The following is a 26,822-nucleotide window of genomic DNA, read 5'->3' on the forward strand; positions in this document are numbered from 1 at the left end:
AAGTCGGAAACCCCATTGTCCTCGCGTTAGTATAGAGCATTCTTCAAGTGATTACACTGCCAATAATTCTCATTGAGTCAGTTAGAAAAACGATGGATATACTTAAAGATTGAATCCTACTGCCACACAACACAATTTAGTTAAATCCATAATTATTATTTATCCAATTGTCTAATTCGGTTATAGAAATTGGTTTGCTAAAATAATAGCCTTGAGCAATATCACCGTGATGATGTTGTAGAAATAGTAGCTGTGCTTTAGATTCAACCCTTCTGCGACGACCTTCAACCCAAGTTCGTGGCCAATTTCAATCACTTTTTGTACAGTTACCCTTATGCTATTCAGTTAACATATTTTGAACAAATGATTTCTCTATTTTAATTTCACTTGCAGGACTTATTTTCAGCTGCTGTATCATGGCGTATCCTGTTCCAAAATACATTCGCAAAGGTGGTTAATCTAATACTCAATACCCCATTGCGTCTATCAATACTAGAGTTTTTCCTCCCGCGCCATGCCCTCTCTCCCCTGATTTTGCGCCACCAATTATAGTTTCATTGATTTCAACTGCGCCACTCAATTTATATCGACAAGGTTGCACCATTGTTCGACGCAACTTGTTATGATAGCTACCCAATCCAAGTGCCCTCTGAGGCCAAGACAGGACTATTTATCAAAAAATCCAGGCAGCCAACAGGAAGTAATCAAGTCGCAATGCAGAGATGAGATGGCAAAAATTGTTAAAACTAATTTAATTGATAATAAGGCCTTAGATATAAACTTTCGCACCTGGCTTGGAAGAGCGATATTGAATGCAGTTATTGCGCTTCCTGTTAAAATCTATAGCAGTTGTAAGCATATTCCTGAAAACCAATTGTTTTTTAAATTAAAAACTGAGTCACAAACTATTGCAGTACAAATTCACAAGGATATTACAAAACTTGAACCAGCTAGGTAATCCGTGGATTTTTCTCTAGGTGCCGCGCCTATGCGCGGTACCTAGTGCTGGCAAATTATCCTCAATATTTTACTCCTTCGGTGAGTTTTTAATTAATGCGTTTTGCAAATTTATTTGTTTTAATGTGCTAAATTTATCATAATGGCCACTTTTTCAGTCTAAGGGTCCCATGTCATCATTGCTTACAATCAATTTGTTAGAAGATTTAGTTTATGCCGCACAGTTAAATCAAGAGGGCAAAACTGCAGATTATATTCCAGAACTTGCTAATGTGAATCACGACTTGACTGCAATTGCTGTGCAACCATTAGGAGGGCAACCTCTTTCGTTCAGTAATAGCCCGCTAAATCCGGTAACACTGCAAAGTACAGCGAAGATGATTCCTTTGATTGGACTGCTTGAAGAATATGGGGAGCAAGTATTCGAATGGGTTAAGGTAGAACCTTCTGGGGATGATTTTGCCTCAATTACCCGCTTGGAACAGTTTGGTCCTAAACCCTCAAATCCTATGCTGAATGCAGGGGCGATTACCTTATGTTCGCATATTCCGGGCAAAGGTGAACAACAATTTGGCTGGTTAGAATATTGGACACAAAAATTATTTAATCAGCGCCTTAGTATTAACCCTCTGGTTTTTGCTTCAGAAAAACGCACCGGTAATCGTAACCGCGCCCTTGCTTATTTGCTCAAAAGCAGAAGTAATCTTGTTGCGGACGTTCATGAAACACTGGATTTATATTTTGCGCTATGTTCCTATGAAGCGAAGTTAGAGCAAATGCTTTACCTGCCTACTTTATTAGCTAATGCGGGCAGAGACCCAGACAGTGGGGAGCAAATTATTTCCACCGAAACCACTAAAATTACGTTAGCCATTATGGCAACGTGCGGACTCTATGATGAAACCGGCACCCATATGGTCAAAACAGGGATGCCTGCTAAAAGCGGTGTATCTGGCTATACCATTGCGGTTGTTCCAGGCAAAGCGGGTATTGTAGTGCTCAGCCCAAAAGTGAATGCGAAAGGCAATAGCATCCGCGGTGAAATCATGCTTGAAGGTTTGTCGAAAGCAATGAACTGGCATTTTGCATTGCCCTAATCCTTAGCGTCGCCAACACATATAAGCAGATGTAGCCTGGGTGAAACGAAGTGAAACCCGGGTTACAATCCTTCAGAGCCTCACCCAGGCTACACTTCTAAATGCTTCAATACGATTTCAGGATTATTTTATTTCCCGAAGGTTTTCTTCAAGAACGAGCCAAGATTTGCCAATGCTTCTAACTCGAGCTCAGTTTCCTCTTCATCAGCATTATCGGTTGATGGTGCTTGGGAAGTAGGCGCTATAGAGGAGAATATACTGGAAAATTGAGTCACTAAATTACCCATCCCTTGCAGTGATTCGAGCGTTTTATTTAGCTCCAGAAACTCTTGCATCGTTTCTTCCTGAGGAAGTCCACTAGCCAGTTCATTTATCTCTTGCAGCAGTATATCTTGCTGTCGCAAATTGCCTCGATACGCTTTATATCCTTTTTTACTATGTGGACCTCGAGTTATTTCCTTTTGTACATCAATGAGCTCCGATCTTTTTTCTATCAATTGTAAATTGTTGTTTAAGTTTTTTAGAACTTCAGCTTTTAAGAATTCAAACTCCAGACTTGCTACATCAACATGTGCTAAAGCCTTATCCAGCGTCTCAATGTAATTGGAGGCACTAATCTTGTTTTGTCGGAGTTGTGTTTTTGTGAGCTTAGCGTTTAGTTGATGAACCGCGTTTTGTATTTGTTCATTTACAGCCATAATGTCGGGATCTTTCCTTAATCTACTTACCAGGGAACCGAAGTATCTTTCTTCCAAGTGATGTATCTGTTTCATTAAAAAGCGTGAACTTGGGTCTTTTAGCTGGGCGTTTTGTAAGCATTCTAATTGAACTTCAAAACTTTTTAATTCGGCTTCTAAAGCGTTTGCCTCTGACGCACTGAGGTCACGTTGTTCTAGGTAATCCCGTAAAATAACAATCAAATTTTTGAGAAAATCAATGGATTCAATTGTCTTATCGCGATTCATCAGCAAGGCTTTATATAGCGGATGCGTGGCATCAGAAAGTATGGAATAAACAAGTGGTAGGCCTTTGGGGTCTGGCATCAAAAGAGATGCTCCATGACGAATTAGAACAGAGAGACATTCGCTCATCGACGATGTAGGACTATCTACAGCAAGACAGGCCTGTACCATAGACGGATATGCTTTTTTATATACGCTGACGGGCTGATTATTTATATCGACATCTCCATATTGCAAAATAAAATCCAACAACCTTGAGTTATGTGTTTGCAAGGCAACGGAGAGGTATTTTTCAGCACGTAACAGATGATGAGCAGAAGTTAATAGGGCCGCCAAATTAAATTGCCCTTTAAATAATAAAGTGGGTAATAAATTAGTACCAAGTTTGTGGAGTTCGCGACGAATCTTTTGTAATTGTCGTAAGTCTTCCAACTCGATTTGATGCTCGTAGCTCAAACTGATTTCATAAGTCTTCGCAAGTAAGTCCTCTATTGCTTTAGCTTGTACTTCTTCGGAGGCTTCCATGAGTTTTTCCAATTGGAGACTGAGTGTTTTGATCTCCCGTTTTACAGTTGAGTTTTTCGGTTGCGTTGGTGGGTTTGTTTTTGTGACAGTAATCGCTGTTTTTGATGAGCCTACATCTTGTGGGACAACTTCCGCATCGGCGACAATATCCCCATCAGCATGAGTTGATTCATTTTTATGAATGTTAGGTGCTTGAGAGAGAGGCATGGCCAAAACTGGAGTTGATTGGCGTTCTAAGGCGCGAACGGACATTTCGTAAAAGTGCAGAAGTTTTGGGTAGTTTGGCGAACGAGTAAGCGGAATAAGTTCTCTTAATATGGTACATGCTTCTTTCATTATTGGTAATGCCTCGATGGTCTTATCCACGTTGGCGTCAAAATATTTTGCCAGGCGCTCATCGCAATCGTTATAGCGAGCATCTAGGGTTTTAATGAGTTCATTTTGTTGCTGTTTGAGTTGCTTCATCAGCGGCTCTGTGTGCTTCAGCGCCAATCTTATGAATTGATTCCGCAAAGACTTTGTGTCTATTGGTTGATACGCCCCATCGATTTCTTGCTCAAAGGCGATATTTGCGAGTAATTCATCAAAAGTGTTGAAGTACACATGCAATCGATAATGTTCACCGAGCTGGTTTATAAATTCAGCCGTGTAATGATATTGGCTTAATTTGGGATTATCACGATATTCATTTTCGTAGATACTGACATGGTGTGTAAGCAACTCATATTTATTTTCTTTATCTTTGAGAATAAATTGAGTTGGTGTGGGGCATTCAATGCGGTAGTAATGGCGACTTGCTTTATTTGTATCTAATGCCAATTGATATCCTGGAGGTAATTGAACGGCCGCTTCGCCTTGAGAAAGAAAATTAAAAAGTGTATTTTTAGCCATTGTTTGCCCTGGTGTAATAAAATATGCCCACATTATAAGGTAAAAACACTTTTTGTAAAAAACTTTATTGTTTTGGGCTCTTTAAGTCCCACCTGTACTATAATGATTTGCTCTCCAAGAAATAATCATAAAAAAAACAATAGATTATGAACGAACCCATGTATTACTTAGGCACAATTGACTGAAATTTTTTCATTGTATTGTATCGTACGGAGTTTTTTTTCCTCTTTAAATGAAAAACAGCAACTTTGCTTGCAAAGTCATATTAAATTTTTATAATGCGCATAAATATTATTCACATTAGCTCACTATCTATTATGTATAGCAAACTCTATTTTCCCCGTTTCTTTACTGCAGGCTCTGAAAAAAGTATTAATGAAAAGCTTTCCGCTAGCGACACGTTGAAATGGGAAAAAACAAAATATCAAGCGTTATTGCAATTAAGAAAACATGGCTCAAGAATCATCACAAGCCTTTGTGAGTTAAAAGCAATCACCAGTAAAAAAGAAACTGATTCACTCTATGGATATGTTGAGTTTGTCATGCAGAAAGCGATTTCCAATCCGAACTTCAATTCAGCGTTATATGCTAATGAGTTGGGGAATCGATTTGCGTTGTTAAAAGCGAAGATTGAAGAACATAAAAAATTAGAGCAATGTTGTTCTGGAATGAATCTATTTGAGAATTCAATTATCACTGCTGTAGGCGCTTTAGGTGTTGTTTTCTTTGGGGTGGCGGTATCTACTGGCCCATTAGGCATGGCCCTTTTAGCGGTAGGAATGGCCATTGCGTCCGCATTGTTAACGACAATCGCAGCTTATAGTGTGTATGTTGATTCACGTTTTATCAAAGGCAAACAACTCAATGAAATTGAAGTCGGTATAAACTTCATCAGCAGCTATCCTAACGGCTCGCTGTTTGATGAAGTGGACGAACATAGTTTATGTTGTCCATAAAAATTAAAATAAGATAAGAACTTTTTTGTATCTTGATGTTATGCTCCCTCGCCCCTTGTGAGCTATGTTGAAAAAATCGTATGTCATTCCCGCGAAGGCGGGAATCCATCCATTAGTTAGGTACAATGCCAAGTTTGTGAATAGATTCCCGCCTTCGCGGGAAAGACAAAAAGGCAGTTTGGTATTATCGTATACTTCCAAATTATTTATTTAACAAAGCCCCAGGGAGAGGGAGATTTTTGATCGAACTCCATCCATGCAGTGGTCTATATTTGACAATCTCTGGTTAAGTCCCTCGAGAAAAATTTTTAAATACCAATAAAGACTAAATTTTGCTTTTTAAGCTGGATAAATGTCCATATGGCTGAATTTTGGTATACTTAAAAAAGAACTTAAAGCGTTTTTTAGAGGGTGAAAATGTATAAGAAAGATACTGAGCGTGAACCAAGAGTCATGCTGATTGCAGGACAAAATGAAACAGTGAGAAAAATGGAGAGTCAAAAAGGCTTCCCAGCTACCGTGGGGTTAGAGGGATGTGTGGCCCTAATTATTGCTGATAAAAAAGGCAATGCCAGTATTACTCATGTTGATGCAGATACCGATTTGTCGTTTATTAAGCATGAAGTTGCTTTTATGGATGGGGATTTTACCATTGATTTAATAAAAAGACCGGGTAAAGGGGAGCTGTATCTAAAAGTTCTTGCTGCTTTGGATGAGCAAGGGTTATCAGAAATACCACCGTCTGGTAAACAGCGAGTTGTTGACAGTGATGAGGGGACTGTAGTTTATAATTATTTAAAAAAAGTACCGCAGGTTTTTTCTTTTAATGATTTTAAAGAAATTGCTACTCCGGGTGTGCTTCCCAAAGCAACAAATAGATTACATACGCTAGGTTATACCGCAGAAACATGTGTCAATGATCCCCTAAGATTTCAGCTAAGAGTATATAGCCGTCAATTGAATCAGGCCTTATCCTCTAAGGCTACTGCCTTACCCGTATTAGTACACGATGCATCAGGTTGGTTAGATACAGAGGTGGCAATAGATAAGGAAGTTGAATTAATTATAAGTAAAGGCGAGGTACATCACGAGTCATTTTTTCAACCATCTAAAATGCTCTCTTTAAATCATGTTTTACCGCGTTACAATGCACTTATGAAGCATCTTGAGTCACAGAAAAAGCAAGATTCTGTCCTCTGACAGTACGATTTAAAAGTGTGTTTTGCATAATCGAAAGTAGGTTAGGTCCTGAGGTAGCGACAAATAAACACTGACAATATCTCAATGCTCGGCCTACTGTTGCTTTCCTTATTTTGTCTCAGGCGTCGCATCATCAAAAAAATGGTGCATGAGATGCTCCCAGGGGGCTAATTTTGATGGGGGTGTTATCACGGTTTCTACTTCTGTGGCTGCACGTATTCCGCTTAAATAAGCGCCATGGACTGTCGCTGGATCGGTTAACGAAGTCGCTTCGCCAGCAAAAAAGAGACGATTGTTTATCGGTGCACCTATTATTTGATAATTATCTATCGATACATTAGGGGCTAAGTGGGAGTAGGCACCTAAGGCGTAGGGATCATTATGCCAACGTGTCATCACATAAGAAGATGGGTCGGGAATATCTTTGCCATAGATGATGCGAAGCTCTTGCATTATTTTACTTAAAATTTGTTGATCTGGGAGTTGCTCAAACTCTTCTGCCTGCTTGCCAGTGTTAAAAATCAAGAGGATAGGGTGTTTAGAAATTTTATAATAATTCATGATATCGAGCACTGGATACTTTGCTGGTTCTGATTGCACAAAGCCTATCCATTCCTTATCTTTATCCCAAAACACATCTTTAAAATAAAGAAATATCTTATCATAAGTGCCCATCTTGATTTGTGAAAATGCAGTTGTTTTTTGGGCAGGTAATGGTGGATTAAAACTTATTTTTTTAGCCTGCAAAAGGCTAACTGGTATGGTGATGATGACTGTGCGGGCCAGGTATTGCTGATCCTGAGTGTCAATTTTAATAAGGGGCTGTTCGTAGTTAATTCGTGTCACTACTTGATTCAATCTAATTGGAAGATGTTGGGCAAGTAAATTGGCTACCTGGATATAACCCTTGGGGAAAACTACTTGTTTGCCTGAAACTTCGCTGTTGTCGTACGGTTTATCGACATCTACTGAAAGTTGATCTAGATCGCCTGCAAATTCATAAGCATAACTGGAAATGACTTGATATTTTAGTAGGCTTAATTGACGTTTATTGAGATGCTGTTTTTGCGAAAAGAGTTCGAAAGCAGTATTTAAAGAGAGTTTTTTATTGGGTATTTCTTTAAAAAATTGTTCGAAATTTAATACGAGTGGAATGGTTGCATTGACCTCTTCTTCAGATATTTTTTTCCCTTGTTCATCGTAGAATACCATATCCCTCAGTTTCTGCCTTAAGTCATCTGCATTATAGGAGGTAGGGACTGTTTTTATCGATGCTTGCTCAACTAATTGACTCACAGGATTGTTATTTACACCATGAAGCCAAGAAGCACCAAGATCTAAGGTCGTTCCCCATGTGTTGACTGACCATATACGACCACCAATTCGGTCGCGGGCTTCTAAAATGAGCACCTTATGATCGTTTTCTTGTAACTGTTTCGCTGCAGCTAAACCAGAAATTCCTGCGCCAACAACAACAGTATCATAAATTGTGGCATGGCTCTGAGGAGAACATATTATAGATGCCAAAATAATGAATCCCCATGCATTTGAACGGCTGTATCGAAATATACTACCTGCAATCAATAAAAACTGCACTAATTTATTGTTCATTATATGACAAGGCACCCTTATCTATATAGAGGAGAAAAATTGGGCATGGAAGATCCTTATGCCGTCAATGTAAAAAAAGCCAGGGTACAGAAAATGCCGATCGTGGTAAAGTATTATTGCTATTAACTAAAGAGCGACAAATAAAATGACACAGCTCCTATATATTAGACAGACTTGAACCCATTTTGGTAGAATTTTCTAATCTATGTGACGTTATAAGAAAATGGAATGTCAAAAAAGGACACGATATTAAAATTGATGACTACCGATATAAAAGACCTCATCGCCTTAGCAAATCGCTTGCAAAACAATCCAAGTTATTCGCGCGTACTCTCTATTATCAAGATCATGCGCCAAATTGCTCTTCAGCAGACACAATTATTAGACGATTCTGCGTTATTCCTGGATGACTCTGAAAAAACACTTCAAGATCTTTATCAGCAACTACACACCTTGCTTACTGAAAATAATCGCTGCACTACTTGGTTTACAAAGATTATTGCTCGCTATTGCGAGGATGTGCCTGATCTAAAACAACGATTGGAACATTTTATTCAGCACATTCTTGGTCCAATTATAAAGTTATCCAAGAGGGAGCAAGGGGGGCGGTGCTCATTAGTCATTGAGTTTCCGAATCAGGACATGCGAAATATATTTTTGAGTTGTTCCGGAATCATCGAGGAAGAGCAAACGGATGCCGCAACTGATTCAATCATTATTGAGGGAAATACGGTTTCTTTGCCTGCTTTTATCACAAAAAGTCAGCAATTAGCAGTTAGTTTGCCTACGATTGCGACAAAAGAACGTTTGCTTCATATCCTGAATTTAGCCAAAGCAAATCTTATTGTTTCTAATGCCAATGAATGCACTTTTTATCTCAATGATAGACGCATGCATGATACTGCTTCAAAATACCATGTTGCGGTTGTTTGCCCTTATTTCACTGAACATTATAAAATACAATATGCTGCGCATATGCTTGCTCAAGCATCTCGTGATGGTACGAGTTTCTTTAGTCCAACTAAATTGCCTGTTGAACTCACGTTGAAAATTGCATCAGCTAGTTCTTCATCTGATGCAATGTCTATAGATGAGCGAGCACAAATTGCATATTGTAATTTTAATTGGCCTTAAACTAACGCTTATAAGTATAGATTACATCATCATCAGCTTTGGCTGATGGTTTTGGTTCATCTATGCTCTTCTTGCGCGGTGGCAGATCTGAGTCATCCTTGGCGAAGAATGTAGCCCTACTTACGTTTTTAAAGCCCAAACAATTAGGCTTAGGTCGTTCAGTTGGCGCCCCTGCATCACACGTTTTTGTTTGTACCGTGACACTTTCTTTACCAAACTCACCTACTCCAGTGTAAAACAGTTCTGCGGAGCCGCTATTATCTAGGTTGATTGCATCGGTACAACCGAGTGCTTCAAATAAATCTGCAAACTCTTCAGCAGTGACACCGAAAGTACGATTAGGATTATGAATAACCATGACTACCACAGTCTGGCCATCATTTTTGTAGCCAACACCTGTCCGTGGCAATCGATTGGAATGATTATTATTTAATTCAGGTGTTTTTAATTGTGTTTTATCTTTGAGAATAATAAATCCAGAGACGGCATTTTTATTATCATAAAAATCAGGATCTTTTGCTAATTTGTCATCAATTTGCGCATGTGGAATGACGGCCGCTTTTTTAGTCGCTACATCAAAGGTAATGGTATCTAAGCCAACATTCTCTTGATCGAGCACTTTATGTGTGGATACCAGCTCACCACGACTTAGCGATAATCCTGCAAGATAGGTGCGGGATTGTTTTCTTGGGTTGATTTTTTCTCCCTGGTTGGGAACACCTGTTGCCCATACATTAAACCAGTTCGCATTAACTAATAAATCGGGTTTTGCAGAATTTGGGTGCCCTTTTGCCCAGTTGTCACGCCATTCTTTTAAGGTGAATAATGGCACATCAAACTGCCCGCCTTCATAAGGTTGGCCATAGCGATCTGGGAATTGAATTCCGTTGGGCACAAATGTTTCATACATAGATAAGGGGATTTCAACATAATAACCCTGAATATGTTCACGATGTGGGTTTTTACCCAAAATTTCCTCGAAATTTGTCAGGGAGCGTACATCTTGAACTTCAGTTGCCTGGGCAATGCGGTTGATTTTTTCATTGACTGCATCAGTTTTGGTTTTGAATTGCTTACTAAACACAGATTAACCTCGCTGTGGTTCATATTGGAACGAATGTACTATGGCTTCTATGATAATATTTATTTATTAAGGAATTATTAAAAATAGCTCTTGTTGTTTATTTTATCGGCACAAAGCCGGTGTTTTTCACCAAAATAGGCTGATTTTGCACCAAAAAATGTTGTGTAATGGGGTATAAAATCCATTTTTTGCGTATGGATTTTCCTAGCGGTTGCTATAAAGAGAGTTAAACCGAGTAGGGCTTTAAAAAGGGCTATAAAACTTGTAACTAGAGGGTTTTTTCTCAGTTTGCTGTGTTAACTCACTGACTTTTTGTTGCTGTTCGTTAATTATTTTTTGCTGTTTGTCGATAATGGCTTTTAGTTGTTCATCTCTTGCTTGCATTTTTTTGTACTGGATGTAGAACAAATAAAGGGACATCAGTTGTTTGGAGGACATACTGTCTGCTTTTTTTTGTTTTTCCTGTTGTTGCATTGATAATGAACTCAGTTTTTGTTCTTGTTCTAAATTAGTTTTTTTATGCTCAGCAACTTGGGCCTGTAATTCAGGCACTAAAAGATTACGGTGATGCTCCATACAAATTTGTTCAGCAATGCTTTTAAGTGCGTCATTTGTCGAGTGTGTGGTGATCCCGAAGCGTTTTAAAACACCGCCCTTTAAAATCTCTCCTGAGTTACAAAGCCCATATCCTTCACTTAGGCCAGAGAGCGCAATGAGAGTTTGCGGCGTGTCTTCGGTTTTACTGTAAGTTACCTTATAGGTTTTTGATTTTTGGGTATCTAAAAGTAGTTTAAGATCAATGAATAACTGCGATATTTGATTTTTGTATTCTTCTAACTGTGCTGATTCAAGTGAGCCTTCTTTGTCCAGTAAGGTTTTGAGTGATATCACTTCATGTAAAATATAATATAAGAAAGGCCTCCGTCCGCTATCGGCGCAGTGTTTAATGAGATTGTTTAGCTTTATTTTAAAATGAATGGCCTGATTTTGAATTATTTCTTTAGCGCATGTGAGGTATTTTTCTTGCGATGCTTCTGCGTCCGTTTCCACAATTAATTTTTTTACTTTGGATTGGCTGTCGTGGTAACGAATGATAACGGCAGTTAATGAATAGAGTAGTTCTTCTAGTCTTGTCATGTAAAATTCCTTTTTAAGCTCAATCCATGGTCTAATGTGGAACTACATAGCAACTTGATATTTTCACTATATTGAATGTTTTGCTGGAGTGCAAGACCTCGCTCATTTTTTAAGTTCGTGATGAATCTTCTCTTTTTTCTATATCTTGTTCAGTCTATATTTATTATGTTGCTTCACTGAAGGACTAAAAAATGAAAATAGCCATAATTGAACCTATAGGTATTCCCAGTAAGGAAATTCAGTCTGAATTATCTGCGTACACAGTGACGGAGTGTGACAGTCGTAACTGGTCTGACGAGCAATTAATCGAGCAAGTACAAGACGCGCACATTATTGTACTCACCAATCGTCCTTTATCTGCAAAGGTGATTCAGGCAGCAACTGAGTTAAAATTTATTGCTGTTGCATTTGCGGGAATCGATCATGTTGATGCCGATGCGGTACAACAAAGACAGATACCTGTGAAGAACGCGGCGGGGTATGCAAATACTGCAGTAGCTGAACTGGTATTGGGGCTTATGATTTCGTTGGCACGTAATATTCCTGCTAATAATAAAAATATTAGACAAAAAGCAGTAACCAATACTGGGACTGAATTAAAAAATAAGACATTAGGTATTGTGGGTTTTGGCGCCATCGGGGCGGAGGTCAAAAGACTTGCTAGCGCATTTCAAATGCACACTCTTACTTATGATATGAATGCCCAAGTCACACTAGAAGATTTATTTTCCCAATCCGATTTTGTCACTTTACATGTCCCGCTCACCAACGAAACTCGCGGAATGGTGAATTTAGACTTACTCTCGACAATGAAAAAAACAGCCTATTTAATTAATTGTGCCAGAGGCCCAATTGTCAACAGTGCTGCTCTCAAACAGGCATTAGAGCAACAGCTGATTGCGGGTGCGGCATTAGATGTATTTGATATTGAGCCGCCATTACCCACGGATTATAGTCTTTTTGATGCCCCCAATCTGATTGCAACACCACATATTGGATTTAATACCAAGGAAGCACTAAGAACGAAGGGGGAATTAACGATAAAAAATATTAAAGAGTTTCTTAAGACCGAGGGTCTTTAACATCACGATTGTTATTAAGCTATACTTTTTGCATTAAATATGGATATGAGGAGGGGGAAAGCTACGAGTTGTCGGATATGAGCTCGCACAAATCTCATTTTGGTTTAGCTTGGCTTAGTGAGTTAAGCATTACCTTCCCTGCGAAAAAATAAATTCTTATATAAATATTTCGGGGCTTTCCAGTACGCAATTGGCGTTAAAACATGATATTGCCTATAGCGAATACTGGAATGTCGCGACAAGAGCAGTGTACATTCCTGCTTCAGGAAGCAAAGAGTATGGAGCCGCACGTGATGGATATGCACTTAATGGTATTTTAGCGTTTAAAACACAAGTGATTAAGATTTGCGCTATGGTGTCAATATCCTCTTTAAGTACACCCAGTGCAGCTGGCGGCGCGCGTTTTAACACATTTAGTCCTGATGTAAGCCTTACTTGGTATGCGCAAAATTGGTTACAACTTTATGTTGAGGTATTTGGCCAAACGCACGCAGCACCGAATCAGGGCGCTGGATACAATTTAGATACAGAATTAATTTTTCTGGTTACTAAAGATTTTGCCATTGATATGGAAATTGGAAAAAGACTCAGGGGCCAACTGGGAAAATTTTAATACATACTTTTGGACGTGGCGTTAGTTTTATGTTTTAAAAAATCTTGGCCACTGCTTTAAGTCAATTTTTTTTCAGCACAATCATTTTTTCTTTGGACATTTCATGCATCGTCCACGGTATTCCCCCTATGCCATAGCCAGATTGCTTTAATCCTGCAAAGGGCATCCAATCGGTACGGAACGCGGTATGATCGTTAATGAGTACCGTAGAGGCCTCAAGGCCTTCTGCTGCTTTGAGTGCAGGTGTTAACTCTTCGGAGAATACACTGGCTTGAAAGGCAAAAGGTAATGCGTTTGCACTTTGAATTGCCTGGTCAATATGCTCATATTCATAAACACAGGTTACTGGGCCAAAAATTTCCAATTGGGATACTTTGGCATCAGTAGGGGGATTGAATAGTACTGCGGGAATTAATGTCGTTGCAGAAAGGCGTCCCCCTCCAAAGAGTTTTGCTCCTTTTGCTACGGCTTCATCAATCCAAGAAACGACGCGTTCCGTCTCACGGGGGAGAATCAGTGGTCCTACTTCCGTTTCTTTTAAAAGAGGATCGCCAACACGCAGAGATTTGACGCGCTCTACGAATTCATCCATAAACTTAGAAATAATCCCTTTATGAACAAAAATGCGCTGTACTGAAACACATACTTGTCCCGCATGATAATAGCCACCTTTAGTAAGCGCCTGGGTGGTTTGTGTTAAATTCGCACTGCGATCAACAATTACCGGAGCAGCACCGCCATGTTCCAAGGCACAACGAGTTCCTGGTGCAAGTTTACTGCGTAAGTACCAACCTACTTTAGCGGAGCCAATAAAGCTTAAAAACGCAACTCGTTCATCTGTCGCTAATTGTTCAGCTAAGGCATTGTCTTCGGTAATGAAGGTTTGACACCATTCTTCAGCAAGGCCTGCTTGTCGAAGCAAGAGGATAAGCTCCAGACATGATAAAGGTGTTGTCGTTGCGGGCTTAATGATTACTGGACAACCTACAGCGATTGCGGGAGCCACTTGGTGCACAATGAGATTTAAGGGGTGATTAAATGCAGAAATAGCTGCCACGACGCCAATGGGCTCTTTAATCGTAAATGCCCAACGATGTTCGCTTGCGGTGGTAAGGCCCATAGGAATTTCTTTGCCTGCAAAATGTCGTAGTTCTTCTGCCGCATCGTTTAAGCCATCGATGGCACGCGTCACTTCAATTGCTGCATCAGTAAAAGGCTTTCCGCCTTCTTGCGCAATCAGCTTGGTAAAGCGCTCTTGGTTGGATGCTAATAATTGGGCCGCACGTTTGAGGATGGCCATGCGTTCGTGAGGTTTAAGCCAAGCTTCGCGATGATGTAGCGCTGAAACAGCGGTTTTAAGCTTTGTTGCCAGTGCTTGCGCATCATCGGTAGGAATTTCTTTGATTAATGTCCGATCAAAGGCATGTACTACTTGTAGTGTTTTGTTCATGATTTTCCCTTTTTCTCTGGCGGCAGTCTTTTTTGTAATTCATCTACGAGCACCCGTTTATTTTCTGAATAATCAATTGGGAAAATGACAAGATGTACTCCGCCAGTATTGAATGCGTTTTCCAAAATGGATTGAAAATTTTCAATCTTCTCGACGCGTGTACCACGCGCTCCGTAAGCTTCGGCATATTGAATAAAATCAGGATTAGAGAATGTCATGCCGAAGTCGGGGAAGTGATCTACCGCTTGCTTCCAACGTATCATGCCAAATGCATGGTCTTCGATCACCAGAACGACAAGATTTAATTTAAGGCGAACAGCGGTTTCTAATTCTTGGCTGTTCATCATAAAACCACCATCGCCACACACAGCCATCACGCGACGCTCAGGATACAATATTGCAGCCATAATGGCGGAGGGAAGGCCGGCTCCCATGGTCGCAAGTGCATTGTCTAGAAGAATAGTATTTGCCATTTGTGTGCGATAGTTACGGGCAAACCAGATTTTATACATTCCATTATCTAGAGCAAGAATGCCATCGCGAGGCATCACTTGCCGAACATCATAGACCATACGTTGTGGTGTAAAGCGATCTTCGGTAGAGCGAGCAGTAATTTTACTCAAAATACCTTCTCGCAAAGGAAGAAGCGCATTGGCATGCGGGATTTTGCCTTCTATCTTATCTGCAAGTCGTTTTAATGAGGGGCCCATGTCGCCAATGACCTCGGCTTGGGGAAAATAAATTTGTTCTACGGTAGCAGATTGATAACCGACATGAATGACATTCAGATGAGGCCCCATGATAAACGGCGGTTTTTCTACTGTACTGTGGCCAATGGTAATAATGAGATCAGCTTGTTCTATGGCTTCATGAACATAGTCGCGTTCGGAAAGGGCCGCGGTACCCATATAAAGGTCTGTTGTGACAGAAACAGTTCCTTTACCCATCTGGGTTGTGAAATAAGGAATCTGCGTGCGCGTAATAAATTGAGCAAGTGCATTGGTCGCTCTTGGCCGCGAGGCTGCGGCACCAAGCATAACCAGCGGGCGTTTTGCCTTCATAATCATTTCGGCAGCACGATTGAGTGCTTCCTCACTTGCGACGGGGTATTCAACAGGATGCGGGGGAATGAGTGGGACTTTTTTAGTTTTTTCAGCGGCAATGTCTTCAGGGAGCTCTATATGCACTGGGCCTGGGGTTTCCTCTTGTGCTAAGTGGAATGCTTCTCGCACTATGGTGGGAATCATTGAAGGAGCGACTATTTGTCGCGACATTTTGGTTAAGGGTTGCATCGTTGCCACAGTATTGACCATCTGAAATCGCGCCTGATGTGATGATAAAATACCTTTTTGCCCGGTAATCATAATCATGGGCATCGCGCCTAGAAGAGCGTAAGCCGCGCCCGTTGTGAGATTTAAGGCTCCTGGGCCAAGTGTGGTGATACAAACCCCTGCTTTACCGGTTAAGCGACCATAGGTTGCCGCCATAAATGCCGCCGCTTGTTCGTGTCGGGTTAACACCAGTTTAATGGACGAGTTGCGAAGTGCTTCAACAACGTCAAGATTTTCCTCGCCAGGAATACCAAAGATATGTGTTACACCTTCGTTTTCCAGAGCGGCAACTAAGAGTTCGGCGCCTTTGATCATAGTATCCCTCGTCTAGTCCAAAATAGTCCTTATCTCAATATTATAACCTATACACTTATATTTTTTATTATGTCTTCTACTAGGTTGTTTCATAAAAGACCATAACATATAATATTTTTATTTTTATAACGTCATGTAATAGTGCAAGATAAATCGGAAAATCCGGCAAAATCTGTGGCAAAGACCAAGACTCCTGACAGCTTACAAAACATTATTCTTACATACATTGCTCACAATCAACCTGCGCTTAGTTTGAATATTATTCATGATCAACGCCTTGAGATATCGGACTTAAAAAATTTCTTAGCAAAGAACACCACATTGATCAACCTTTTGCCCAGAGAATTAAAGTTTGAAATCCTGAAGCAGGTTCCGCTTAAAGACTGGAAAGCATTAAGAAACGTGAGTAAAGAATGGCGTCAACTTGTTGCTTCTGAAGCAAATTCGCGCATTAAGCTCCTTAGCGCAGGGCTCAATCTCATCTTGACTTTTGATACAGAGTCCATGATGAAATCGTTATTGAATCAAGTTGAAGCATATTCCCTAAGAAGGGGGAGCAGACACGCTCAGGTTGTACAATTAAAGCAATTAGGTGAAAACATGCATTGCTTGACAACCCCCTTAGCAAAATTTCTTCATTACCACGACGTGATAAATACCATTCAAGAAGACATACAACGAGAATATCGTCATGGAGGCATGGGGTTTTTCCCTATGTTTTCTGGTCCGCAAAATAGCCAATTGTTTCAAATTATTAGAGCCACTAGCTCCAAGTGCTTAAAATTAACAAAGGAATCTTGGTTTAAAGATTAATGATTTATATTGATCTTTCTGCGGAACATCCTGTTTCCAAGCTGTTTGCTAGTGCGCATTTAGAAATAAAAAATTTGAGGGACTTAAGACTTGCGGTGCGCTTTGAAGCGGAACCAGAACCCAAAATACAGATGTTCATAGCGATGTAACTCATGCACCATGTGTATATCGTTTCACTTTTTTTAATAAGCGTAGCAATTTGATATTGAGTTTATTTTCTAATTCAGCAAGGCGGTTTTGATAATTGTCTAAATGCAAATCACCTACAAATAACTTACTGGCAAATAAAATATAATTATCGCTTATCGTTGGACAAATAAAGAGCTCAGCAAAATATTCTCGTACGCATTGTATAAAGTCGGAGTTCCATTCAGGAAGCTCGTGAAAATTAATCACAAGCCAACCCGTATTATCCAGAATACGATGCGCTTGTTCTATAAATTGCTGTTGGATTTGAAATGAGTCCATCCCATAATCGAGATACATATCAGCAAAAATGATTTGCGTGTTGTTACTTTTTTGAAATTTGATTGCGGTTTGCGCATTCGCGATTAATATATCAATGTTTTTGGCTGCGGGTAATTGGAAAAAATCCATTGCCACATCATAGACTTTTTCACGAAGTTCAATACAAAACAACGAGCACTCAGGCAGGAGAAAATGCAGGCAGTGAATTAAACTGCCTCCGCCCAATCCCAATAAAGTGATATGCGTTGGATTAATAAATGCCAGAGCTAACAACATCACGCGTGTATATTCATGCACAGGGATATGTGGGTATTGAAGGTAGATACCGGTTTGATCATAGACTGGGTCGAAGTTCAGTGCGCGGATACTTCCTCTATCCATGACAAAAATATCGCCCCAAGAATCATGGGTGCGATAAATAATTGTGTTGCCAAACAAATCATGTTCATTGACGTTATTCTTAGAGTTCAATTGCCGATCCTTTAATACATCCGTACTTTGAAATTAGCTAAAGTGCTTATTTTGACTTATTTATAGAGTTTGTTCCAATATAGGTTTTTTTGGCTCTTTGCGATTGCGACATCACATGAAGGTTACAGGCCTTTTCCTTGGCCTGTAGGGCATGAACAGTTATACAAAGGTTGGGGCTTCTGAAACAGTATGAGCATTTGTTACAGTGGTGTTTGGCAATGGGAACACACCAAGCTGAGCTGCCGCTTTCGCACTACCTGGCAATAGAACTGCCCCCGTTGCTTTCTTCGCAAGTGATCTTTGATCATCCAGCAAGGTATTGCCGTTACCGTCGGTGATTGTCAAATGCAGACTTTCATTATTTTTGTACTGTTTCGGTTTTAACGCAACAAACTGACCAGACAGATCATAAGAGCGGACGTATTCTTCTGCTTGAGCATTTTGGCTCGAGCTGTCAGCAATTTCTAAACGACAGGTGAATAATTCTCGAGCAGCTGCCCATTCCTGTAATTTCCCTTTTTCAGATAAGGCAGCAGTAAAATCAATGGTGTTGGTCTCAAGTACTGGTGAGCCGAATGCTTCTGCTACTTGACGTAAAATATCGGGTTGCGCTGTACCATAACTGAGAATGAAAAATTTATTACGCACGCGCAGTAAAGAAGTAGCATCACCTAAGGAGGCAACCATTTTCTCGAGTGCCTTTATTTGGCTTGCATCATCTCCTATGGTATTGCCACCATCAGTAAATAATAAAATATTATTATGCTGTGTTGTTTGAGACAGAGCAGATAATTGCTCGGCAACAGTACCAAAAAGACGTGTCATATCTTTAGCCGATAAACCATTGATATGTTGTGAGAGTAGCGCAAAATCTTGTTTTCGATAACTACCCACTTTTCGCGTTATGCTGTTAAATTCAGTAATGTGAATTACTGCATCCGGTTGGAATTGAAACAAGGCGTCCGCCAATTCGATAACACTCTTTTTCAATGTCGTCAAACGCGCTCCTTCCATGCTTCCGCTGGTGTCCAAAACAAAATGATAGGCTGGTGGTGTTAGCGTGTCCGGTACAAAAAAGTAAGGTGTTACTTCAGTTGTATCTTCACTTATTTTTCTCTGTGCATAAAACACTTTTTTACTTTCAAAAGATTCTGAATGGGCAAATAGTTGGGGTGAGGGGCCATCAATTAAAATGAGTTCTTGTTGGTGGGCTTTTAAAAACTCTTTGATGTTAAATTTGATCTGTTCCCCTTCGATGCTCATGTACTGATATTTTAGAGAACCAAATAATGGTGCATAAGCAATAGATGGAAGTTGGATGTTAATGTATTCCTGTTGCTCGTCCAGCTGTCCTGTGAGTTGCAAAACATTTAATAGGGCTAAGCAGGATTTTTTATGTGCTTCATCTTTTGAGGTATCTATTGCATTCGCAATGTCTTCAGCAAGCAACTCGGTAATGGTCATTCGTCGAAGCGCTGGTTTTACCGTATCTTTTTGCAGGAGATTTTGCAAATTTGCGGCCAGAGCCTCTGCTTCTTTTGTGGTTCCTGGGCTAAAAATGACACGCTCATCTTTGCAAGCAACTTTGGTGTTTTCTAAGGGAATACCCATGGCGCTTAACAACGCCTCCATATTTTTTGTACGTAAGACATTATTTACAAGATGCTTCATAAAAATCCCCTTTTATTAAAATAGGCGCAAAGTAGTTGGGAATAATACACAGAAATAAAAGGGAAAAATAGATAATTGCACCGTGTGTGCAGACTTTCTTGATGGGGTTTGCTAAGTATCATGTTTATAATATAAATTTTATCTTATTTATTTTCTGAATCTTGCCTTCGTGGTTTTTTGACCAAGTAAAGATCATTTATTATAATAATTAACCTTTCTTTAAGCAAAGAAACTACTTTTGTTTGATAAACGCAGACATTTAGAAATACAAAATAACTTCATCTACAGTCCAGGAATGCATACATTAACTTTTTTGGAATATCCTCCGGAAGATACAATCAGTATACACGTGCTCGGTGAGTTTATGGCGATTTCCGGGGCCGTCGCTTTACTGGCCGGGATTGTCGCTGCCTTGGGCTATTTGCCTCAGATACTAAAGAAGAACTTATTGCTCCCACCCATGACGCGTCGTTCTTAAAATTGGATTAAAGAGCCATTGAGTCTGTCCTTCCTGTAGGTGTTAGCTAATTCGTTGACAAAAAATGACTAAATAAACGTAGGCTGGCTGATGAGCCCAGCGTTTGACTAGGCACCAATAATTTTAACTAAAACTCGTTTATCGCGAAGTCCATCGAATTCGCCATAAAAAATTTGTTCCCAAGGTCCAAAATCGAGTTTTCCTGCGGTAATCGCGACTACTACCTCACGACCCATAATTTGTCTCTTAATATGGGCATCGGCATTATCTTCTCCAGTGTTGTTATGTTGATAATGTGATATAGGCTCATGAGGTGCAATGTGTTCCAGCCATTTTTTATAATCTTGGTGCAGTCCCTCTTCATCATCGTTGATAAAAATGGAGGCGGTGATATGCATTGCATTCACCAAAACGAATCCCTCTTGAATACCACTGTCATTTAAACATTCTTGTACTTTATCGGTTATATTGATAAACCCCATCCGTTCGGGAAGATGAAACCACAATTCTTTTCTATACGTTTTCATTATTATTCATGCTCTTAGTGCAATAAATTTTTTATTTTATGCAATTAATCCCTTTTGTTAAAGAGCATGGATTGTCTGAAAATTATACTATAATTAAAGCAAATTAGAGCCACAGAGGTAAATAACTATGTCTACAGACCCAAAGTATTTTAAACAAGACCTTGGCGATATGCGTGCCTCTTCTCATTTTGAGGAAATTTTTAAAGAAGTAACCGATGAAATGTTGCCAGGAGAATCATGGGGTCCTGAAGAAACAGAGGCTATGCGTTTAATTTCTGAAGGACAGAAACCCCAAGATGTTCGGGCGCAAATAAAATTAAATAACGAATCAAATAAGAAAATAGCGGATATGTACTTTATGATTCTACTTAATACACTGATACGCAGTAAGGCGCCGATGCCATTTAAGTTGCCCGAAAATGAAATTAGCTCCTGGCCTGACAATTATTCCAGAGGACAATTTGCTGCTGATCTAGCGAACCATCAAGCAGACTTGGGACGCACTGCTGTAGGCAAAAAGGCAATGAAGGCTGCGTCTGAATATGCTGGATTATACGAAAGCACGGTAGGCCCAAAACCTAAGCGCGCAGCTGAAAAAGCCGAAGAAACAGCCTATAAAGCAGCACAAGGCGACAGCTCCACATTTGATAAGGCATGTAATACCTTAGGTTTTTTATATGGCGTAGCCGATGCTTTATTGCCTGGGCCTTCTCGACTTCCAAGCATGCTCACTGTGACCAGCCAGTCCGCAAGTATGGGATATGCTGCTGGAATGTTTGCTAATGGTATTTGTCTGTTAGCTCAGTTAGCCTTGGGCGTAAGATAAGCTTCCAATCCAATGAGCACGTTTATCTATAGCCTGGGTGCAGGTTCGAAGGGCCGAAAGTGGGGTTTCACTTCATTTCACCAGGCTTAGATATGTGCAAGTTCCATTGCCACTTTGATGTCCATCTTCGTAATCAGTGAAAAGACATGCTCCAACTCTTGAGCGGAACTATTATTTTTCAAAAATTTCATACAACGATAAGTCAAAATAAGAGCATCTAAAGCTAAGCTTGGTTCCCAGGTAACTAATTGATGTTGCTCAATGAGTTCAACAATAAATGCAGTATAGGGTTTTAAAATGGCGTACTCATTTGCGGCAAGCAATGACTCACATACGGTCATGTAAGCGAATAACTTCACCTTATCACTGATTGCGTCTTTACGAAGCAATTCAAGTTGGTGGATGTGTGTAGGTGTTTTTTTCTTGTCCAACTGCGCAATGACTTCTTTTATCTCGTGCAGTTGCTTTTGCTCGATGACTGATAAAGTTTTTTCACTGTCCATGCCCAGAGGAATCTTCTTTGCCATGAGCTGATTGATTTGTTCTACATAGTTTTCACTGATAAAGGGGGTATTGTTGCTAAATTTTAATTGTTCAATACCAGGAATTCTATTTATAAAATGAATTAGCTCGAGTTTGACGGCTTCATAAGCCTGATTAAATTTTTTATCGAGTTTGTTCAAGGCATTTAAGCTAATCAAATTTAAGTCTAACCAAAAAGGCTCTTGCGGTATTATGTCTTCCGCTGTGGCGACTATGTCACTTAAATTTCCTGTACTTTGAACTTTTTTAATACGCTCTAGATTAAAGTATTCGGGTGGTTTGACGAAGGTTAATCCCTCTTCGTTATAAGGTATGGCATTGATTCCCCCCCAAGCGGCAACCCGATTTAAATAGTAGGCATAGGGATTGGATGAATCCTTTTCCATGAGTTCTCGTGCGGATTGAGTTAATATCAGTAAGGCAGGCTCTAAATGGATATTTGATGCTTTTTGTTGTTTGGATTCGTGCAACTCAATAAACGGTTGCTCCTTGTGCTCTATGACTTGTGGAGCAAAAGTATTCGCTGATTCTATTTTTTCCCGCAAATTGGCAAAAAGATCGATATTTACCGCGCGCGCAAGCAATTCACTCTCGAGTTTTTTTAAGGTGTGGATAATTTGTTGCTGAAACTCCTCATCATCAAGCGTTAATTTCATTTGCGATAAATGACTTAATGATTGTGTCGCACACCAGTTTAACGATTCAATTTTTGCTTGCAAACGCCCTTGTGGGTATGCGTCTTCCCAGAAGTTGACAACGAAATCCACAAGAAATGCTAGTCCGGCTGCGAGTCCTTTAAATTGGTATTGATGAAATAAGCTGTATGCTAAATAGGTGGCGATTTGTACGTCTTTAGTATGATAGGTCAGCAACTCAATTGCATTATCGCTAATACGCGGCCAATCAACGTCAGATGACTGGCCAATTCTTGATAGTTTTTGAATTTCATTACGAATCAGGGTGTACTGAGCAAAGTCATAACATTGTTGGCCTGCTTTGCTGAATCCAGGAATAGGATTTGTTCCTAACGTGTGTATGGAGTCAGCTCTAAACATCGTATTCTCCCTGCGCCCAGCAATTAGTGATGGTTCTTGGGAGCTTAGTTACATGTGCGAGATTTTGTTGTGCTACTCTTAAGTCTTTTTGTGCGGCAAAGTATTTTTCAATCTGCCACATAATGTCACCGCCACCTTTAACGTAATAACTGATGCGCATTTTATCAATTTTGTTTGCTTGCAAAAATTTAGCATGTTCTGGAAAGTCTTGAGGATGAAAGCTTTTTACGCCGGTATTAAAATCCTGTAAAAAGTGCAAAAACCCTTCATTTCCAGGATACTGAACGACCAATCGTGCGCCAGCAAAGTACAGTGAAATCTCTGTAGGCCCGCAGCTATCCAGTTTCCAATTAGAAATTTTTTCCACTGATGGGTAGTTATAATTTTCTAATGTATATTGCTTGTCTTTACATTCAACGCGTAATACTGTTTTATAAGGAAGTGTGGTCGCGTTGACATCTAAGTTTGTAGGTTGAGAATAGACCAGTAAATCAACAGGAGAGCCTTCTTCGGGTTTTTGTTTCATATGGCTTAGCGCTTCCATGTCCTCATTAATTCTCATCCCAAAGTTTAATAATTGATAATATTGGTCAGTGAAAGGGAACTCATGATTTAACACATATCTGGGTAAGAAACGTGTTCCTATTTGTTTGACGAAAGGAAGGGCATATTTGTCATTAAAGATCCACACCAAGCCGCCTTTAGCAAATAATGTCTGATTCAACTCTTCACCACTTAAAGCGATCGTGCGTAGATACACTTCATCGAGCCACTTCTGTTGTACAAAGCAAGAGGCAAAACGATTGGTATAGTCAATGTAATAATCCAATGGTCCCCGCATCAGCATCCAAAAAGGGTTAGATGCATCAAGTTGATCAAAATGCTCCAATGAGCGTCTCATATCGACTAGGGCTTGATACGCTTGCATGACTACAGATGACTGCCTGTCTACTTCAATTTGGCTCAAATACAACTCTCTAGCCGTCATATAAGCCTTAACTGATTGTACGTAAGGTTCCTTATAAAGTTGCTTTAATAAATCACGGTATCTCATATAGGACTTCACCGCGTTCACTTGAGTATTAAAGTTTAATTTATTCGCGACGCTAGGGGGTCTGTTGAACATGTTATTGGGACCAACGCTCGCGGAATTTTTATTGTCGACGTTATTATTTTTCCACTGAGAAGGCTTTTCTTGGAGTTTCTTCATCCAGTCAGCCATCAGGTCAGAAAGCTGCTTAAACTCGATACCCTTATCGCTACTATGACTGTACACCATTAGATCGGAGAATTGCAGAACAAGCTTAACCCAATGAGGTGTTGTAAATGGTAGTTTACCTTGAAACTCTGATGCTAATTCTTGTAAGAAGGCATTATAAGGACTACTGGACTGCAGCATGTCATTAAAAGTTTGATCCCATTCGTATTGGAAGGCTAGTGTTTTAGTCCCTTTATAGAAATTGAGCGCAAAATTTCTCCACACGGTGAGCCGTGCTGCGGCATACCACAGTTCAAAACTACTTTTGGGAGCACTAATGTCGATATATAGAGGTAAGGCATGATTAATTTGTACCAATAACGACTGAATGGCTGCAAATCCTGCTTTGGTGTATGCAGGGGCGATGAGATAATCTCTAACAACATTTGAGCCTACCCAGAAACTGTTTAAGCCAATTTCAGACACCCCATCTTGAGTATTACCCCACGCCAGCAGCCATCGTAAATCCGATGACAAAATATGTGATTGATCAAGCCATAGAATTAGTTTACCTGATTCAACTCGTAGTTGCTCCATGTTTGAATTCCAAATGACATAATCTTTGTATAATGGACCAAACGTATTGAGGAAGCGTTCGGGTAGGCGGTTGTACCCCAGGTATTTTATTTGGGGATCGGGCATTTGCATGATTGTGTTAGGACTAACTCCGCTTATTATCTTTGCTTGAATTAAATTAATCCGACTTACCATGTTTTGGACTAAATATGCTTTTTGTATATCCGTTAGACCCCCATGAGCAAGCATTTGCTCCATGTGACTATCAAGAGGCGTTAAGATATATTGTTTAAAATTATCAACAAATTGTTGGCTGTAATAAGCATATAATCGATTTAAGCCTCCTCGGTAAGGCAATACTTTAATTTGCAACTGATTTCTAAAGAGATCAAGTTGGCTCATCAACGTATGATAATCGCCGAACTGCAGTAGGTTTTGTTCTAATTGATCAGAGAAGGATTCTTTTTTGGGTAGCGGCCTTATCAGCTCCACTAAACGATTGGACGTCGCATTATAGACATAGATTAGATAGCCAGCAGCAACTGCACCCACCAAATACCAGGCTCCTAAATACTCCCATCTCCGTTTGTTTCGTTGTTTAATTTCGGAGTTTAATAAGGACATAGGGCGTATCAGCGAGAGCTGAATTTGATCAATAAAATCATAGTAAAAAACGCTCTCTTCCGAGCCATTATTTTGATATTCACCAAGCAAATAAACCCCGTGTAATACCGCTGGTTCAGTATAAGCTGAAGGTGCAAAAAATAAATTGGTAAAACGCGAATAATTTTCTTTGAGCTTTTTCACGGTCAATGGGAAATTAAATGCAGTGACATCTATTGGTTTTTGTGTCTCGTATAAAACAATATCAATGACTTCTTCAGCACGATTGCTGAGGTATTTGAGTGGCTCAGTTGATGTGGAATCCTTGAGTGGGTTCGCAACAATATATCCCATTGCTTGCGTCCATAAACGCTCAGGCATAAGTCCTGCAAACTCCTGAAAACCATCTAATTCATTACAACGCGTGATGCAAAACAGTACTTGTTGACGATAGCCGGTGAGGAGACTGACTTGATCAATGCGATCTTTCAAGGTTCGCGCAAGATGAGCAATGTCCGATTTATCGCCATTTAAAAGCTTAGAGGCAGGCAGCTCAATGACCACTTGATCGACTGGGGTAATGGCTTTTTTCTGACTCTTAATGTGCTTAAGAAAATCTAGCCATTGTTTTTCTACTTTTTTTGAGGTGTTTGTTTCAAAGAGTTCTGCATCAACACACCAGATAGCAAAATTGTCGAGCACATAAACTTGATTTCGTTGCAGCGCTTCATCTTCCGCATCCCCCACCATAAAATGGGTATGTAGCTTCAACCCATTTGAAATGAGAATGGTTGTTTTGCCAAAAAAAATTATCCAGGGCATTTGCCAGAAACGTTTTGCTCCACCGGCAATATGATTTGTTTCTATATAATTAAGCGCGTTTTCTAAAGTGAGGCGCAAACCTTCGGTCTCAATTTTTTCACCGGATTCTTTGGCTTTCGCAGCTTTTCTTTTTTTATACCACTTCCTAATAGCCCAAGTAATGCTGTCGAGAATAATGAATGCCAAGAGCATAGCAAAGAAAATAAGTATGCCGATCCATATAGGATAATCGAGATGAAACGTTATAAAGGCGGCATAAGCGCCTAAAATAACGACAAGCAAGATCCAGAAAATGATATGTCCTAATCGTCCCATTTGACTCTCTTGCTTAGGGCTGTTTCCATTTCTACTATCCTGGTCAAAATGCCCTGATTCCCTGTGTTCCGATGCTCACATACTTGATGTATGCTGCGCTTCGGTGCTCGA

The 26,822-nt window shown here is 39.9% G+C and carries 22 protein-coding genes and 1 pseudogene; 11 read left to right on the forward strand and 12 right to left on the reverse strand.

Going from position 1 to position 26,822, the window contains the following annotated elements; translation table 11 throughout:
• Positions 1-484: 484 nt before the first annotated feature.
• Positions 485-652 (reverse strand): annotated as a pseudogene (locus BGO44_RS15355) (IS1595 family transposase); the annotation flags it as partial.
• Between the two features lie 75 nt (positions 653-727).
• Between BGO44_RS15355 and BGO44_RS15360 the strand changes: the two are divergent.
• Both BGO44_RS15360 and glsA read left to right on the forward strand, forming a co-directional pair.
• Entirely contained in the window at positions 728-958 is a 231-nt protein-coding gene (locus tag BGO44_RS15360; protein WP_273201277.1) for a hypothetical protein, read from the forward strand.
• A 169-nt stretch (positions 959-1,127) separates the two neighbouring features.
• Positions 1,128-2,054, forward strand: coding sequence for a glutaminase A (gene glsA / locus BGO44_RS15365; protein ID WP_058511138.1), 927 nt, complete (start codon positions 1,128-1,130; stop codon positions 2,052-2,054).
• Positions 2,055-2,182: 128 nt separating this feature from the next.
• Here glsA and BGO44_RS15370 read toward each other — a convergent pair whose 3' ends face one another.
• On the reverse strand, positions 2,183-4,432 hold the full coding sequence (locus BGO44_RS15370; protein WP_273201274.1) for a hypothetical protein: 2,250 nt from the start codon (positions 4,430-4,432) through the stop codon (positions 2,183-2,185).
• 317 nt (positions 4,433-4,749) lie between these two features.
• On the opposite strand from BGO44_RS15370, the gene BGO44_RS15375 reads away from it, so the two are divergent.
• Both BGO44_RS15375 and BGO44_RS15380 read left to right on the forward strand, forming a co-directional pair.
• Positions 4,750-5,388 (forward strand): hypothetical protein, encoded by a 639-nt coding sequence (locus BGO44_RS15375; RefSeq protein ID WP_058511136.1) that lies wholly within the window; start codon positions 4,750-4,752, stop codon positions 5,386-5,388.
• A gap of 417 nt (positions 5,389-5,805) precedes the next feature.
• A complete protein-coding gene (locus BGO44_RS15380) occupies positions 5,806-6,588 on the forward strand; it encodes a hypothetical protein (protein ID WP_058511135.1) in 783 nt (260 codons plus the stop codon).
• A 108-nt stretch (positions 6,589-6,696) separates the two neighbouring features.
• Here BGO44_RS15380 and BGO44_RS15385 read toward each other — a convergent pair whose 3' ends face one another.
• Positions 6,697-8,199, reverse strand: coding sequence for a flavin monoamine oxidase family protein (locus tag BGO44_RS15385; protein ID WP_058511134.1), 1,503 nt, complete (start codon positions 8,197-8,199; stop codon positions 6,697-6,699).
• Between the two features lie 228 nt (positions 8,200-8,427).
• Here BGO44_RS15385 and BGO44_RS15390 point away from each other — a divergent pair, with 228 nt between their 5' ends.
• Positions 8,428-9,333, forward strand: a complete 906-nt coding sequence (locus BGO44_RS15390) for a hypothetical protein (RefSeq protein WP_058511133.1) — start codon at positions 8,428-8,430, stop codon at positions 9,331-9,333.
• A gap of 1 nt (position 9,334) precedes the next feature.
• On the opposite strand, the gene BGO44_RS15395 is transcribed toward BGO44_RS15390, so the two are convergent.
• Both BGO44_RS15395 and BGO44_RS15400 read right to left on the reverse strand, forming a co-directional pair.
• Positions 9,335-10,417, reverse strand: coding sequence for a phosphodiester glycosidase family protein (locus tag BGO44_RS15395; RefSeq protein WP_058511132.1), 1,083 nt, complete (start codon positions 10,415-10,417; stop codon positions 9,335-9,337).
• A gap of 243 nt (positions 10,418-10,660) precedes the next feature.
• Positions 10,661-11,554 carry a DUF3450 domain-containing protein gene (locus BGO44_RS15400; RefSeq protein ID WP_273201272.1) on the reverse strand — a complete coding sequence of 298 codons (894 nt, stop codon included), beginning with the start codon at positions 11,552-11,554 and terminating at the stop codon, positions 10,661-10,663.
• Between the two features lie 191 nt (positions 11,555-11,745).
• On the opposite strand from BGO44_RS15400, the gene BGO44_RS15405 reads away from it, so the two are divergent.
• Together BGO44_RS15405 and BGO44_RS15410 are read left to right on the forward strand one after the other, a co-directional pair.
• A complete protein-coding gene (locus BGO44_RS15405) occupies positions 11,746-12,636 on the forward strand; it encodes an NAD(P)-dependent oxidoreductase (RefSeq protein WP_273201269.1) in 891 nt (296 codons plus the stop codon).
• 166 nt (positions 12,637-12,802) lie between these two features.
• Complete coding sequence (locus BGO44_RS15410; RefSeq protein WP_353743541.1) at positions 12,803-13,249, forward strand: transporter; 447 nt, start codon at positions 12,803-12,805, stop codon at positions 13,247-13,249.
• Positions 13,250-13,310: 61 nt separating this feature from the next.
• On the opposite strand, the gene BGO44_RS15415 is transcribed toward BGO44_RS15410, so the two are convergent.
• The gene (locus tag BGO44_RS15415) at positions 13,311-14,699 is read right to left on the reverse strand and encodes an aldehyde dehydrogenase family protein (protein ID WP_273201265.1); all 1,389 of its coding nucleotides are present in this window, start codon (positions 14,697-14,699) and stop codon (positions 13,311-13,313) included.
• Entirely contained in the window at positions 14,696-16,345 is a 1,650-nt protein-coding gene (locus BGO44_RS15420) for an acetolactate synthase large subunit (protein WP_273201262.1), read from the reverse strand. Before BGO44_RS15420 ends, BGO44_RS15415 begins: the two co-directional genes overlap by 4 nt.
• Before the next feature lie 174 nt (positions 16,346-16,519).
• Here BGO44_RS15420 and BGO44_RS15425 point away from each other — a divergent pair, with 174 nt between their 5' ends.
• Both BGO44_RS15425 and BGO44_RS15430 read left to right on the forward strand, forming a co-directional pair.
• Positions 16,520-17,158, forward strand: coding sequence for an F-box protein (locus BGO44_RS15425; RefSeq protein ID WP_273201260.1), 639 nt, complete (start codon positions 16,520-16,522; stop codon positions 17,156-17,158).
• Positions 17,158-17,307, forward strand: coding sequence for a hypothetical protein (locus BGO44_RS15430; protein WP_273201259.1), 150 nt, complete (start codon positions 17,158-17,160; stop codon positions 17,305-17,307). The genes BGO44_RS15425 and BGO44_RS15430 overlap by 1 nt, the downstream gene beginning before the upstream one ends.
• A 1-nt stretch (position 17,308) precedes the next feature.
• On the opposite strand, the gene BGO44_RS15435 is transcribed toward BGO44_RS15430, so the two are convergent.
• A complete protein-coding gene (locus tag BGO44_RS15435) occupies positions 17,309-18,097 on the reverse strand; it encodes a class I SAM-dependent methyltransferase (RefSeq protein WP_058511125.1) in 789 nt (262 codons plus the stop codon).
• A 159-nt stretch (positions 18,098-18,256) separates the two neighbouring features.
• Complete coding sequence (locus tag BGO44_RS15440) at positions 18,257-19,768, reverse strand: vWA domain-containing protein (RefSeq protein WP_273201256.1); 1,512 nt, start codon at positions 19,766-19,768, stop codon at positions 18,257-18,259.
• A gap of 238 nt (positions 19,769-20,006) precedes the next feature.
• On the opposite strand from BGO44_RS15440, the gene BGO44_RS15445 reads away from it, so the two are divergent.
• Complete coding sequence (locus tag BGO44_RS15445) at positions 20,007-20,246, forward strand: hypothetical protein (protein WP_273201253.1); 240 nt, start codon at positions 20,007-20,009, stop codon at positions 20,244-20,246.
• 107 nt (positions 20,247-20,353) lie between these two features.
• Here BGO44_RS15445 and BGO44_RS15450 read toward each other — a convergent pair whose 3' ends face one another.
• Positions 20,354-20,773: a secondary thiamine-phosphate synthase enzyme YjbQ gene (locus BGO44_RS15450; RefSeq protein ID WP_273201251.1), complete on the reverse strand. Its 420-nt coding sequence runs from the start codon at positions 20,771-20,773 to the stop codon at positions 20,354-20,356.
• Between the two features lie 127 nt (positions 20,774-20,900).
• On the opposite strand from BGO44_RS15450, the gene BGO44_RS15455 reads away from it, so the two are divergent.
• Positions 20,901-21,599 (forward strand): hypothetical protein, encoded by a 699-nt coding sequence (locus tag BGO44_RS15455; RefSeq protein ID WP_058511122.1) that lies wholly within the window; start codon positions 20,901-20,903, stop codon positions 21,597-21,599.
• 86 nt (positions 21,600-21,685) lie between these two features.
• Here the strand turns inward: BGO44_RS15455 and BGO44_RS15460 are convergent, their stop codons facing one another.
• Together BGO44_RS15460 and BGO44_RS15465 are read right to left on the reverse strand one after the other, a co-directional pair.
• Complete coding sequence (locus tag BGO44_RS15460; RefSeq protein ID WP_273201248.1) at positions 21,686-23,197, reverse strand: TssA family type VI secretion system protein; 1,512 nt, start codon at positions 23,195-23,197, stop codon at positions 21,686-21,688.
• Positions 23,190-26,711, reverse strand: a complete 3,522-nt coding sequence (locus tag BGO44_RS15465) for a type VI secretion protein IcmF/TssM N-terminal domain-containing protein (RefSeq protein WP_273201245.1) — start codon at positions 26,709-26,711, stop codon at positions 23,190-23,192. The genes BGO44_RS15460 and BGO44_RS15465 overlap by 8 nt, the downstream gene beginning before the upstream one ends.
• Between the last annotated feature and the right edge of the window lie 111 nt (positions 26,712-26,822).

Source organism: Legionella sp. 39-23 (genome assembly GCF_001897665.1).
Taxonomy (GTDB): Bacteria; Pseudomonadota; Gammaproteobacteria; order Legionellales; family Legionellaceae; genus Legionella; species Legionella steelei.